The organism is Burkholderia sp. AU27893 (genome assembly GCF_002223205.1).
GTDB lineage: Bacteria > Pseudomonadota > Gammaproteobacteria > Burkholderiales > Burkholderiaceae > Burkholderia.
Genome location: NZ_NKFD01000006.1, coordinates 242623 through 255698, shown reverse-complemented (window position 1 = coordinate 255698; position 13076 = coordinate 242623). Strand labels below are relative to the sequence as shown.

Annotated in this window: 8 protein-coding genes and 1 pseudogene; 3 read left to right on the top strand and 6 right to left on the bottom strand. The window is 58.4% G+C overall.

Translation table 11 applies throughout. The annotated features are described in order from the left end of the window. A partial coding sequence (locus CFB47_RS38875; protein WP_034176081.1) for an OB-fold nucleic acid binding domain-containing protein occupies positions 1–585 on the top strand: 585 nt, incomplete at its 5' end. A gap of 113 nt (positions 586–698) precedes the next feature. Here the strand turns inward: CFB47_RS38875 and CFB47_RS41000 are convergent. From CFB47_RS41000 to CFB47_RS42175, 3 genes are all read right to left on the bottom strand, one after another. Beyond that, a complete protein-coding gene (locus CFB47_RS41000; RefSeq protein WP_143277549.1) occupies positions 699–1091 on the bottom strand; it encodes a hypothetical protein in 393 nt (130 codons plus the stop codon). A gap of 42 nt (positions 1092–1133) precedes the next feature. Then, positions 1134–6917 (bottom strand): RHS repeat-associated core domain-containing protein, encoded by a 5784-nt coding sequence (locus tag CFB47_RS38870; protein WP_223274425.1) that lies wholly within the window; start codon positions 6915–6917, stop codon positions 1134–1136. 325 nt (positions 6918–7242) lie between these two features. After that, complete coding sequence (locus tag CFB47_RS42175; protein ID WP_105749968.1) at positions 7243–7446, bottom strand: RHS repeat domain-containing protein; 204 nt, start codon at positions 7444–7446, stop codon at positions 7243–7245. A 316-nt stretch (positions 7447–7762) separates the two neighbouring features. Here CFB47_RS42175 and CFB47_RS38860 point away from each other — a divergent pair. Further along, positions 7763–8579, top strand: a pseudogene (locus CFB47_RS38860) (OB-fold nucleic acid binding domain-containing protein); the annotation flags it as partial. A 65-nt stretch (positions 8580–8644) separates the two neighbouring features. Here CFB47_RS38860 and CFB47_RS38855 read toward each other — a convergent pair. Both CFB47_RS38855 and CFB47_RS38850 read right to left on the bottom strand, forming a co-directional pair. Further along, on the bottom strand, positions 8645–9385 hold the full coding sequence (locus tag CFB47_RS38855) for an SDR family NAD(P)-dependent oxidoreductase (protein WP_027813519.1): 741 nt from the start codon (positions 9383–9385) through the stop codon (positions 8645–8647). 20 nt (positions 9386–9405) lie between these two features. After that, positions 9406–10314: an NAD-dependent epimerase/dehydratase family protein gene (locus CFB47_RS38850; protein WP_027813520.1), complete on the bottom strand. Its 909-nt coding sequence runs from the start codon at positions 10312–10314 to the stop codon at positions 9406–9408. 90 nt (positions 10315–10404) lie between these two features. On the opposite strand from CFB47_RS38850, the gene CFB47_RS38845 reads away from it, so the two are divergent. Continuing rightward, the gene (locus CFB47_RS38845) at positions 10405–11289 is read left to right on the top strand and encodes a LysR family transcriptional regulator (protein ID WP_027813521.1); all 885 of its coding nucleotides are present in this window, start codon (positions 10405–10407) and stop codon (positions 11287–11289) included. A gap of 388 nt (positions 11290–11677) precedes the next feature. On the opposite strand, the gene trfA is transcribed toward CFB47_RS38845, so the two are convergent. Further along, a complete protein-coding gene (gene trfA / locus CFB47_RS38840) occupies positions 11678–12535 on the bottom strand; it encodes a plasmid replication initiator TrfA (RefSeq protein ID WP_027813522.1) in 858 nt (285 codons plus the stop codon). Positions 12536–13076 lie beyond the last annotated feature (541 nt).

Genomic DNA, 13076 nt, shown 5'->3' with positions numbered 1-13076 from the left:
CTTGATCGGCACGACCTGCAGGTGCTCGCAGGTGCGAACGCACTTCGCTCGCTCGCCGGCGATAACCGACGCGACGCGCTCTGGCTGGCTGCCGCTGCCGTGCCTGATCGAGATCTGCTGCGCGGCACCGAATGTGACGACGCGGCGCCGGCATTGCCTCGGGCATCGGAGGGTCACGAGATCGTGACGGACTATCGAGCGATGGGCTTCACGCTCGGCCGGCATCCGCTGGCGCTGCTGCGCGATCGCCTCGCGCTGGATCACCTGCAGTCGGCAGAGCAACTGGCGACGTTGCGCAGCGGCCAGCTCGCGCGCGCGTGCGGATTGGTCACGGTGCGGCAGCGGCCGGGCACGGCGAACGGCGTGCTGTTCATGACGCTCGAGGACGAGACCGGCCAGGTCAACGTGATCCTCTGGCCCGGTCTGCTGGAGAAATTTCGGAAGGAGGCGCTCGGCGCCGCGTTGCTCGCGGTCTACGGCGTGTGGCAGGCCGAAGGGAACGTGCGGCATCTGATCGCCAGCAATCTCGTCGACAGGAGCGAGTTGCTCGGTGCACTGCCAACGACGTCAAGGGAGTTTTGCTAACGCTTACGCGTTCTCCATGACGATACTAAAGCGGCGTCTTGTATGCGCTGTGCCAAATCGTGAGGGCACCCCCTAGCTTAGCGCAAGCTTCACCGCGATATTGCACACCGAACCTAAAAGACTCGCGAATCTTTCGGGCCACCCCATGTGATCGACAAGCCATCAGGATTGAAGTCAGCGGCAATTTTTCCCCCGTCATCCTTATAAACCTCCAGCTCGTCGATAAATCCATTTTTCAATATCAATACGAAATTAATATATGGCCCATAATTTCGCACTGTGTCGACATCCTCTTGGACAGCCGTTATCAGAGGTCCGGTCGCGTCACCGTATTTTTTATCACTGCTTGTCACGAGGCGGAGCGATCCCTCTTCATCAATTGGACTTGCGCGTGCAGCTAATATCTGTGCCATTAAGATATCGCCATTCGGCACCCCACAGGTCGCCATCCTGCGCAAGAGGGCGACTTCCAATTGACTCAGCTCTCGAAACTGAGAAATATTCATTCGCAAACTCCCAATGCCCGTCCCACATAGAAATTTAAGTGTTTAATACGGAATCCCAGATGGCCGATAAAAGTACGTTCCAATATTTACATCACCAGACGGTAACGGAAAGACGCGATAAATATAGTTCGGTGTGACGCCCCAAAATGGGCCACCCACATCCCCTATTGGAGGAAGATGGGCGCCGATCTCTGCGCGCGCGGCATCCGGATCGCTTACGTGTCTGTCGCCGTGCCCCCATATATAACTACCCGCAAGTTGAAACGAATCCGTACCTACGATCGTGCCAGTCAATCCGTCCGGGTCGGACCGATTGACCGGGTTGTTTCCGACATATGCATACAGGTTTTGATCATCGCGACTGCCAACAGGGTCGGTCTGGAAGAATCGTCCCAGCCCCGGTGAATAGAACCTCGCTTTATAATAGTACAGTCCGAGCGAACCGATCAGTTGCTGCCCCGTGTAGCGGAACCGCGTGCCACTCGTTGCGTTCGGCTCACCAAACGGACCGTAGGTATAGATTGCCGTTTTGGCCCCCGATGTATTCGCCGTCGCGACGACGCTCCCCAGTTGATCCGTGTAGAACCAATTCTTGTTCGTGGTCCCTGATCCTTCGTACCAAACGAGCGGATTGTCTGCACCGGAACCATGAACATAGCGCCGGAGGATATTGCCCGACGAATCGTATTCGGCGACGAGTTTCGTGTCGTCGTACAGCATGTTCGTCGTGAGACTGCCAAGACCGTTCGGTTCAACAGTCTGGCGCAGGCGACCTTCTGCGTCGTACGCAAGACTCACTGTTGAGAACAATCCAGTAGTACCAGATACGAGGCGATTGTCGAGATCGTAACCATACGACCAACCGCTGTAGCTAGCCACGTTTCCGTTGTTGTCGTACCCGACAGAACCGCCAGCAGCCGTCGTGTAACGATTCAGGCCATCCGCGGTATAACTCTGGCTACCGGTCGTTCCACCGCTCCACTGGTACGCGAGGTTGCTCGGTGTGACGCTGGTTACATCCAGAATTTGATTACGTGCGTATACGAACTGCACCTGGTCGCCCGGCGCAGTCAACGCATTCGTCAGCGTTGCTAGCCCACCTTGATTGTCGTACCCGCGTTGAATCGACGTTCCATTCGCGAACGTGAGGGTGGTAGCCCGGCTCAGGTCGTCATAGGTGTACGTTGCGAGTGCTGTGCTTCCGTTCTCCTTGATCACACTCGGCCGATTCAACGCATCGTAGCTGGTAGTCGTATTGAACCCATCCGGCCACGTCGTCTGGGTCCGATTTCCTGCGGCATCGTACTGGAAATTGAGCGTTCTTCCCCCCGCCGTCGTGTTGAGCAATCGACCTGCGTTGTCCCAAGCATAGGACACCGCGTAACTGCCGTTCGCGTACTGCGACGCGGTGCGTAGTCCGCGCAGGTCATAACCGAACTGAACATTGTTAGCGCTGCTCGGATAGGTACGTGCGGTCAGGCGGTTCAGGTTATCCCAGGTCTGGGTGATCGTGCCCCCGCTACGTCTGCGGATGGTAACCACGTTCCCGTTCGGATCGTAGGTATAGCCGTCGTAATCATTGCTGTTCGCCGAGCCTGGTGTGTTGGCCAGCGGGTAGTATCGGTTCGTCAGACGGTCGAAACCATTGTATGCATAGACGGTCAGATTGTTCTTCGCATCAGCGCTCGAATTGAGTTTACCGTTCGGCGTATAGGTGTATTGCACATAGTTCTGTTGCTGCGCCGTGCCTGTCGCTTTCTGGATGGTGTTGATCGAATCGTCGACGTTGTACACCGTCGTCGTCACTCTGTTCCCCCCGTCTGCAGCGGCAAGATACTGCGTTTGCTGATATGGCCGATCGAGATCGTCATATGCCGTGTCGGTGATCGGCACTGGTGCTGCCTCTGTTGGGCAAGTCGTCGCCGATGCAGTCAGCGAAGGGCCCCATGCCCGGATAACTTTTCCTGTCGCACTGTACCGCGAGCAGTTTGTCAACCATTGAGCGCCGATCTGCCGGGCGACAGCAATTGGCCGGCCGTCCGCATCATAGGTGGTCTGAGTTTGCTTCCCCAGCGCATCCGTGACCACGGTCGGGCGCCGTTCGCTGTCGTAGCTAGTCGTCACCGTATCGGTCACGTCAGTACGCGGCCCGTCCACCACGGTCAGGTTGCCGATGTCGTCATAGGTGTACGTGGTCGTGAGATTCAGTGTTCCCGTGCCGGCGTCGACTGTCGTGGTCGCGGGCACTTCGTGGTGCGCCCAATCATAGGTCCGCGTCGTCGCAGTGGAATTCGATGCGCTCGTCTTGACCGTCGTCTTCCACAAGAGATACATCGTCGGGAAGCCCGTCGGTGTCCAGGAATAGTAATCATAGGCTGTCCATGGCGCTACCCCGCTCGCGTCAACCGGCGAGGTAACGGTCGCGATGTCGCCCCAGGGCGCATAGGTGTACGTCGTGGCATTGCCTCGCGCATCGGTTTCAGTTGCAACCTTGTTGTAGGCACTCTCATAGGTGAAGCTTCGAGTGAGCGGTGCGAGACCTGAGCCGGATGGTGCGAACTGCGTGATCGACTTCACGTTCTGCGTGCAGCGTTTCTCCGAGCTCGCACAGGATGCATCGTCGTACGTGTACGAGAAGCCATTCCCCTGAGGCAAAGTCTTGGTAATCAGCCGCCCCTGTCCGTCGTAAGCGAATTGGGTGACGTTGAACAGCGGATCCGCTTGCTGCAACACATTCCCGAGCACATCGAGATAGCTGAGCCTCGTGATACCACCCGGCGCAGATTCAAGAGCTCGCGATCCAGCGAAATAGTAGCTGTATGTCTTGCCTCGCGCGTTCGTCTGCGTTTGGACTCGTCCAAGGCTGTCATAGACGTTCGTCACGCCGGCGGTGGACGGGAAGCTCGGATAAAAGATTTGCGTTATCTGACCGGGCAACCCATAGCCGTATGTCGTGCTCTTCGACAACGTGTCGGTGAAGGTCGTCAGATTGCCATTCGCGTCGTAGCCATATTGAACCGTTCGAGCGCCGTCAGAGACCTGGCTAATCCGTCCGTTCGTATAGCTGAAATTTAGTGTGCGCCAGAAGCCGTTGCTGACGCTGGTCAAGTTGCTTCCGGTGTAGCTGTAGTTGACCTGCGTGCCGTTGGCGTCTTTGTAGGTATCGATGTTCCCCGACGAATTGAAGTGCATCGAGTTATGGTGAACGGTGTCGTACGTGTAAGTGCCATCCCCGTTCAGTATCAGCTTCGAAGAATTCCCCGGGGGTGGGTTGAAACTACCGTCCGGCAACTTCACGAACACCTCGCCATTCAGACCTTGTGTGACGATCACGGTATTGTTGATCAGCTGATCGCCGAACCACCGTTGCCCCAAAGTCGCAATGACCAATTTTTCAATCGGGTGTGACGCATCAGTAAGCAGATCCGACGACGCCTTCATCTCGACCAACGCGGCTACCGCATCGAGCGCTGAATCTTCCCCCATTCCCTGATAACCGTCGGAATTTACCTTTGCGGTCACGCTGAAGTTGTGAGCCCAGCCCTTCCCAAGCACACTGTCCTGATTCTTGGCGCTCGAACTATATATGCGGCTGAAGGTGAGGCGCTGCGGAAAGAGGCCCACACCTGACGATAGGTCATCGCGGCTGTACGTAAAATTCCCGGCCGCCAGGCCGATGGGGTCGGCAACGAAATTGAATGGCTCGCCTTGGAGAGACGTCCCACCTTGGAGAGACGGCGCAAATCGGAAGCTGCCATCGCTTAGGACGGTCACCGGAAGGTTGTACATCGAAGGCGGAAACGGCGACGCGACCTGCGCCAACGGGGAAAGGGTGGAGAGAAACTGACCCAGGGTCATGTATCCTCCGGCGAGGTTCCCCGTGATCAACGCACCCAGAAATACGGGGCTCTGCACGTAGTAGCCAGCACCCGTCCAGCTGTTCTCAGTCAGATCACAGTGTTGCGGCAAAACCAGGCTGAACCCGCTAGACAGGTAAGAACTGAAGGTGCCGTAGTAAGCGCTGCAATTCACCAAATTCGGTTGAACGGCGGTAGCATAGTTTGCCGATGTTGCGTTGTAGATCGGCTGCCCGGCCGCCGCAGCCGTATCGATCAACTTCACCGTAGACGCCGCTGAAACAGAACTGATCTGTTGCACAACAGTCGATTCCAAAATGCTCGAGTGCATCCCCTGTAGGAAAAAGGCCATGGTCTCGCTATTCGAGTCACCAGAGACGCTCGCCACTGAAAATGTGCCGCCGGGCAGGTCCACGTAGGAGGACGCACCGGTATAACCTGCAACACCGATATCGTGATGAACCAGGAACGTGGTGTTGGACAAGCGCTCGCTTAGGGACTGCATCCGAGATGTTTGGCCAAGCCAATGTGCGGCGACAACAGCCAAAGTGGTTCCCCCCACCGCCTCCGATGTGTCGGCCGCGCCCGCCGCTCGAAGGTTGCCGAGCGCGGTTTGATAATAGTTCGGCAGGCCACGACCGGTCGGTCCCCACGCATTCGCAATCGTGAACACGTTTCCGGGTTTCGCGACAATCGTTTGATTGATGGTCAGGTTTGCAGCTGTCGTAGCATATGCGTTGTGCGTCGCTGTAAGGGTGAGGATCGTGGACGCACCAGAAGGAGGGGCCGTGCCAGGACTTCCCACTGCAGAACCGTCGAGGGTGAGGATCGGCTGATTAGTAGAGTTGTACGTGATGGTTAGCCGATGACCGTAGATCGCATCCGACGAGTAGGTCTGATCGATCCCCTGATATTGGATCCGCAAAGTCGGCTTCATGGATATCGGAACATCCGTCTGATCCTGAAGCGCATAGACCGTGTTTTGCAGCGGTGGCGATGTGTAGTGCGGAATCGCCCCGTAGATCAGATCGATTGATTTGCCGCCAACCACATCGTCGACCGTAGCCGCTGGCATGTTCGATCGCAAATACGTCGCGAGGTTATTGGCGTAGGTCGTCAGGTTGTTTCGAATGTTCGTGCGATTGATGTTCTGTGCATAGTCCGCGGTGATCGTCGCTCCGCTCTTCGCCGAATTCAGGAACGTCGGTGCGTCGTAGCCTGTCGTGCTCGAACTGGCGAGATTGATGCCGGTCTTGAATGAATGAGTTTTGTAGCTCGGATCGAAATAGTAGGTCGTACCGTTGATGACCGTCTTTACCCAGACGTGCCCCACTGACACGTCAACCAGTGCAGATGTGTTACCAGGACACTGCCCGGGACTCACTGCCGTCGCCCCATAGATTGGAAATCCGCCGTCGCCTAGCAGCTTCAGGATTCCACAAACATTTGATGTATCGACGCCGTAAAGCGTGTTGAATTGTGCTGCCGTGTACTTGATCACCCCTGTCGTGAAGCTCGCTGTATAGCCGGATGCTCGGAGGAGATCGACCATCAACATCGCTTGATCATAGACGGTCCCCTGATTGTCCAGCACGGCGCCAAATGAGCCCTTCTGAGTACCGTATACCGGATACACCTCGACGTTGTTGCGAACGTATTGATAGATGACGTCCGGGTTATAGTTGAGTGCGCGAGCAAGTTCGGCAATCGATGCCGGCCCTTGAGGACTTCCGTTGCCGCCCGCACTCATGACGTTGGCACGTGCGCTGCGCGTGGACGGTGCAACGGTTTTCGTATTGACCGCTGCGCCTTGATTGACGTTCGGCGGGAGGACGACTCGCGAGCGGGATTGCTCCCACTCTTTACCGGAGATCGGAAACATATTGACTGCATTTCTCCCCGGCCCCTGCGCATTAGCGAGTGCCGAAATATCCTCCGGAGAATACGCAATCGCAGGCTTCCCGCTCACGAAGGTCACCGGCTGCCCGACGCCAGAGGGAGGTGGCTCCTTTCCAACGTAGTGCTTCGAAGACTTCGGTGCAGTCGGCTGTGCACCCAACATCCAATCCGCTGGCACCTTTTTGGCGGTTGGTGGCAAGGCGGATTGAATAGGGCTAGCAAGAGTGTGAGATCCGAGAGCCATCAGGGCACTCAGAAGGAAGACACGCACTGACTGCCGGAAATCGACGCGCGGAAACGTGGGCATTACATCCCCCGATAGGATTCTAAATACTTCGAACTACGAAATTAGATGAGCTGTTGTTGCGTGCTATGTGCTGTGACTGCTTACCTCGCTATGGGGATGTGGTGGAGACGGACGTTCGGTTTCCCGCTGCGTCGTAGTTGTAGGTAACCGTTGTGGTAGTGGAGCCGTTATTGAAAACGGCCTTTGTCAACCGGCCCAGCGGGTCGTACGTATAGGTGATGGAGCCGGACGTTGCGATAGCACTGACAACCACTAACGCCAGGGCTATAGTCCCTCGAATGAAACGGTGCATGACTCGTTCGCCATGGCGAACGCCAAGCTCGAATTTCGGACGACGCATATTGCCCCCGGGTGCATCCGTTGTAATCGTTTGTCGCAACGCGCTTAAGGCAAGAAAGTGGAACTTTCCCTACGCCTGTTTTGCACTTCGGCTCTCAGAATTTCTTTTCTGAAACATTTTGAAATAAACATATCAAAGCATTTCGTTCCCCGATACCTAGGGTATACGCCCAAACAAACGGAGGCTTCGTCCAGTACCTAGTCTAGAGCCGTGCGCCGCGTGCTCGGGTTCGGTACTCTGGGGCCCACGCCGTTCGATTGGTTCTCGCATATCCTCGCAGCTACCGCAGGACGCAAGACACCGCGGCGCTGCGGTGCTCCCGTGTCGACATCGACGGGAGCACATTGGATTCGGCGATCGAAGGGCCGACAACGTCGGCGCCCGTGCGTCTCGGCTTCTCGCTGTTGCGCGGCATGCGCGAGGACGTCGCCGGCCGCATCGAGCTCGCACGCGCAGCGCGCCCGTTCGTCGACGTCGCGGACCTCGCGCGCCGTGCGCAGCTCGATCGGCACGACCTGCAGGTGCTCGCGGGTGCGAACGCACTTCGCTCGCTCGCCGGCGATAACCGACGCGACGCGCTCTGGCTGGCTGCCCCCGCCGTGCCTGATCGAGATCTGCTGCGCGGCACCGAATGTGACGACGCGGTGCCGGCATTGCCTCGGGCATCGGAGGGTCACGAGATCGTGACGGACTATCGCGCGATGGGCTTCACGCTCGGCCGGCACCCGCTGGCGCAGCTGCGCGATCGCCTCGCGCTGGATCACCTGCAGTCTGCCGAGCAGCTCGCAACGCTGCGCAGCGGGCAGCTCGCGCGCGCGTGCGGAGTGGTCACGGTACGGCAGCGGCCGGGCACGGCGAACGGCGTGCTGTTCTTGACGCTCGAAGACGAGACGGGCCAGGTCAACGTGATCCTGTGGCCTGGACTGCTGGAGAAGTTTCGGAAGGAGGCGCTCGGCGCCGCGTTGCTCGCGGTCTACGGTGTTAGGCAGGCCGAGGGGAAAGTGCGGCACCTGATCGCGAGCAAGCTCGTCGACAGGACTGAGTTGCTCGGCGCCCTACCGACCACATCGCGGGAATTTTGTTGAGATCTCTCTCTGTGGCCCCTACCGAGAATCGATCCGGTATTCTTCCGGCCGCTCCCCCTCTTCCGTCATAGCCTCATCCAGCCACCATCGACCACTAGCGTCTGACCCGTGACAAAGCGGGCATCGTCACTGGTGAGGAAAGCCACCGGGCCGGCGATGTCAGCGGGTGTACCGAGTCGCTTGATGGCCTGCTGCATGTAGACTTGCGCCTTCTGCTCGTTCGGCATGCCGCTGGCACCTTCGGTGTCAGTGATGCCGGGATGCACCGCATTGACGATAATGTTGTCGGCCGCCAGTTCGTTGGCGAGCGCACGTACCAAGCCGATCGCGCCCAGTTTGGATGCGTAATAGTGCGAGAAACCCATACCGGGCGGGGTCACCATGCCGACAGCATCCGATCCGATCGTGACGATCGCACCGCGGCCCGCCTTGCGCATTAGCGGCACGATGGCACGGGCGCCGAGCACATGCGCATCGAGGTTCACCGCCATCACGCGGCGCCATTCGGCAGGCGTCATCTGGTCGAGTGTCGCCAGGGGATAAATGCCTGCGGCATGGACAAGGATGTCGACCCGCCCGAATGCCTGTTCGACTTGGCTGGCGACTGCGGCCCAGCCGTCTTCGCTCGTCACGTCGGCTGCAATGGCAATGGCGTCATGGCCGATCGCCATGGCGGCTTCGTCGGCCTTCTCGCGATTAACAATCACCACCTGAGCACCGCGTTGTGCGAGAAGATTAGCGATGCCGCGACCGATGCCCTGCTTGCCGCCAGTGATGATGGCGATCTTGTTGTCATGTGTCTTCATGAATGTGCTCCTTGGTTGGGTTAAGAAATCGCGAGCGCCCGCAGGCGCGGCTCACCGATTTCGGAAAGAAGGTCGAGTCGGGTAGGCTTCCAGCCCAGCTCACCCCGAGTTCGCGGATCGCGTGAGCGGCTACACGCCGAGTGAATCAGTGCGCCGAAGGGGCCGAATACTTTGACGGCCTCGTCCATCGACAGGCTGCGCGTCTTGACGCCCAGGTCACGCGCCACGGCTTCGGCAATCCATCCGTAAGCAATTTCGCCGGCAGCAGCGTGGTACAGCGCGCCGGGTTGCCCGCGTTCGATGGCCAGTGAGAACAGGCGTGCCAGGTCGTCGCCGTGCACGTTGGAATAGGCGGCAAGCCCGGACCCGATGTAGCAGGCCGCCCCTGTGAGCGCGACCGAGCGATACACTTGGGCTACCGGGCCGTTGTCCCCCGGGCCCCAGATTAGCGGTGGCCGGATCACCATGCTGCGCAACTCACGCCGAGCGGCAGCGCGGACGATTTCTTCCGCCTCGACCCTGAGAAGTGCCAAAGGCTCCGGCACGAAGGAATCATCCTCCGCGAAGCTGTCCGGGCTCCACGCACCGCCCGTTCGCTGCATGAAGACACCGCTTCCTGAAAGAAAGATCAAAGTCTTCGCGCTGCCGGCAAGCGCGTCGCATAGCCTCCGGATAACAGCCGGCTCGCGCTCAAAAGCGACCTGGGCGGCATAGACAATGACGTTAGCCGAGCAAGCTGCAGCCAGTACCGGTGCGAGATCGGTGTCGAGATCTCCGTGCACGGGCTGGACGCCGACGGCCCGCAGAGCAGATTCTGCGTGGCTGGAACGCGCGAGCCCTGACACCTCTTGCCCTTGCGCAACGAAATGTCTTGCAAGGGTGCTTCCCACAAATCCTGAGGCGCCAATGACAAAAATATTCTGTGACATGGAAGACTCCTTTGCCATGCAGCGTAGGGTCTATCCATCCACCTGAGAAGCCTATATTATTCGATACAAACCATCTACGGAAAAGATACATTGCTGGACGGTGTTTCCCTCGATCACTTGCGTACCTTCGTCGCTGCAGCAGACGAGGGCAGTTTTTCGGCGGCGGGCCGAGCGATCAGCCGCGCGCAATCGGTAGTGAGCCAGACCATTGCCAATTTGGAAGCGCAGCTCGGCGTCACCTTGTTCGAACGCGTCGGCCGCTACCCCCGCTTGACGGCACACGGAGAGAACCTGCTGGTGGATGCGCGCCGCGTCGTGCTGGATGCCGACGCCCTGAAGGCCAAGGCCCGAAGCTTCTCCGCCGGCCTAGAGCCCGAACTCTCCATCGTCGTCGATGTCATGTTTCCGCAGCAATGCCTGACCGATGCTTTGAGCAGCTTTAAGCAACGCTTCCCGTCCACGCCGCTCAGGCTCCATGTCGAGGCGTTGGGTCGGGTGGCGGAACTTGTGCTCAATGGTCAGTGCAGTCTCGGTATAACCGGGACGCTGCCGTTCCTTCCCCCTGGACTTGCTGCCGAGCGGCTGTTCAGCGAGGAAATGGTCACGGTAGTGGCCCCAGGATCGCCCCTAGCCGGTAAACGGGGCGCTATCGTGTTCCGGGAGTTGTTGAATGAAACACAACTCGTCCTCACCGACCGCTCTACCCTGACTCACGGCGTCGACTTCGGAGTGCAGGGAAAGAATATTTGGCGGCTCGCCGATCTCGGCGCGAAGCACGCTTTCTTGCGCGCGGGACTCGGATGGGGGCACATGCCGCTCTGGCTTATCAAAGAAGACCTGAAGGAAGGACGCTTGGTGCGTATCGTATTGGAAGGGCCTTCGGCAGGTTTAATGCCTTTCCAGGCAACCTATCTCACTGATCGCTTGCCCGGCCCTGCTGGCAGATGGTTGCTGGAACGCTTCGCGCCAACCTGACCATATTTCGGTACACCCCTGCAGTCGAGCGAGCAGCTGGCAACGCTGGGCAGCGGGCAGCGCGTGCGTACGGACTGGTAACGGTACGGCAGCGGCCGGGCACGGCGAACGGCGTGCTCTTCATGACGCTCGAGGACGAGGCGGGCCAGGTCAACGTGACCCTCTTCCGGACTGCTGGAGAAGTTTCGGAAGGAGGCGCTCGGCGCCGCGTTGCTGGCCGTGTACGGCGTTTGGCACGCCGAAGGGAAAGTGTGTCACCCGATCGCTAGCAAGCTCGTCGACAGGACCGAATTGCTCGGTGCCCTGCCGACGACGTCGCGGGAGTTTTGCTAGTCGATCATCACCAAACTACAAGGCGCGTCGTTGGCCGGCGAACACCGCCTCATTTTCAGGCCGCAATCGCGCCACGCGACGACGCACGCACGACATGCACCAGGTCGTTCTTGTCAATCGTCCAGCTGACCAAGAAGCCCTCTTTCACGAGTTCGTCGAGCGCCTTCTTCAAGTTCGCGCGAAAGTGGAACAACTCTTTCGTCTGCGAACCGCATTGACGATGAAGGAAACGTACGGAATGCGCGAAAGGCACTGCATGGGTGTGGTAGTACGTATGCAACCATTTTGACAACTCATATCGCAGCCGCTGACGCTGCTCACGCGCCAGCCGCGTGTAGTCGTCGTCAGAGAAAAGCGCGACGATTTCCGGTTCGACGTACGCCACCCACCGCGTCTTGCCGTCAGTTCCCGTCTCGGTGCCTTCCTTCCACAGGAATTTACGGATCAACGACCCGACAAACCCCTTTTTGTTGCCCGTGAAGCGAACCTTAACTTGCCCCGCTTGCAACCGCTCCAGCGTTGTCACGAGCCTGTCGTAACACTTTACCGACGTGCCCCAGCCAAGCGACTTCAACACGCTGTAGCCTGTGAATTCCACCTTCTCGTTCAGCTGAGTATCACGGGCCAGGTGAAGCACTTCAAGAAAGACGTCCGCGTCGTCCTGTCTAAGCTCTTCCCCGCTAAACGAAATTTCGACGCCATCAACGCTAGCGATCAGCGCCTTCTCCATTCGGCTACGCGGCGCATTCGATTTGTTCACGTTGAACAGTGCCGAGCGCGCGAGCGCGTTTGGCATCCCACGAACGTTCGCCGGCCACAGTGGAATCTGTGTCGGATGGGATTGCGTTTCCACACCCGCGCTGCTAGCGCGGGCTGCGATCGCTTTCACCTGGTCGACGATGGAATTTGCCATGCGAGAAGTATAAGTACGTGAATTTCGCCATCAAGACCCTTGTCTCGTCTCTCCAGCGATGGTTCAACAAAAAAACTACGGGACTATCGTGCCTCCAGCGAGGTATCACGGTGCATTCGTCACTGCAGCGATGTTCCTCGTTCCTCCAGCGTGAAGCCCCTATCGTGCCTGCAACGAGGTCAATCGTGCCTCCAGCGAGGCACCACTCGTATCGCCAGCGATGGCACTATCGTTCTTCCAGCGAGCGAGCCTTACAAAAAACACCTTTGTAATCAATCGCCTACCTCTGTTGTCCACAGAGCCTAATCTTCTTTTAATCTTTTTCTAATCGACCGATCCATCGTTGTAAGCACGATACCTCCGCGCCAACAGAGTCGCGTCGGAGCGGCAAACCATCGCTGGAAGAACGACAATGCTGGAGAAAGTAGTCCTCTCGACCATCGCTGGAGAGACGACCCCCGCCCTATCAGCATCGCTGGAAGAACGAGACAATACCGTCAAGCGGCAGCGCTACAAGGTGAGTACACACTCTCACGCAGAT

Coding starts and splice junctions, on each gene's coding strand:
- CFB47_RS41000 (WP_143277549.1), bottom strand. CDS start 1,091: ATGAATATTTCTCAGTTTCGAGAGCTGAGTCAATTGGAAGTCGCCCTC.
- CFB47_RS42175 (WP_105749968.1), bottom strand. CDS start 7,446: ATGCACCGTTTCATTCGAGGGACTATAGCCCTGGCGTTAGTGGTTGTC.
- CFB47_RS38855 (WP_027813519.1), bottom strand. CDS start 9,385: ATGAAGACACATGACAACAAGATCGCCATCATCACTGGCGGCAAGCAG.
- trfA (WP_027813522.1), bottom strand. CDS start 12,535: ATGGCAAATTCCATCGTCGACCAGGTGAAAGCGATCGCAGCCCGCGCT.
- CFB47_RS38850 (WP_027813520.1), bottom strand. CDS start 10,314: ATGTCACAGAATATTTTTGTCATTGGCGCCTCAGGATTTGTGGGAAGC.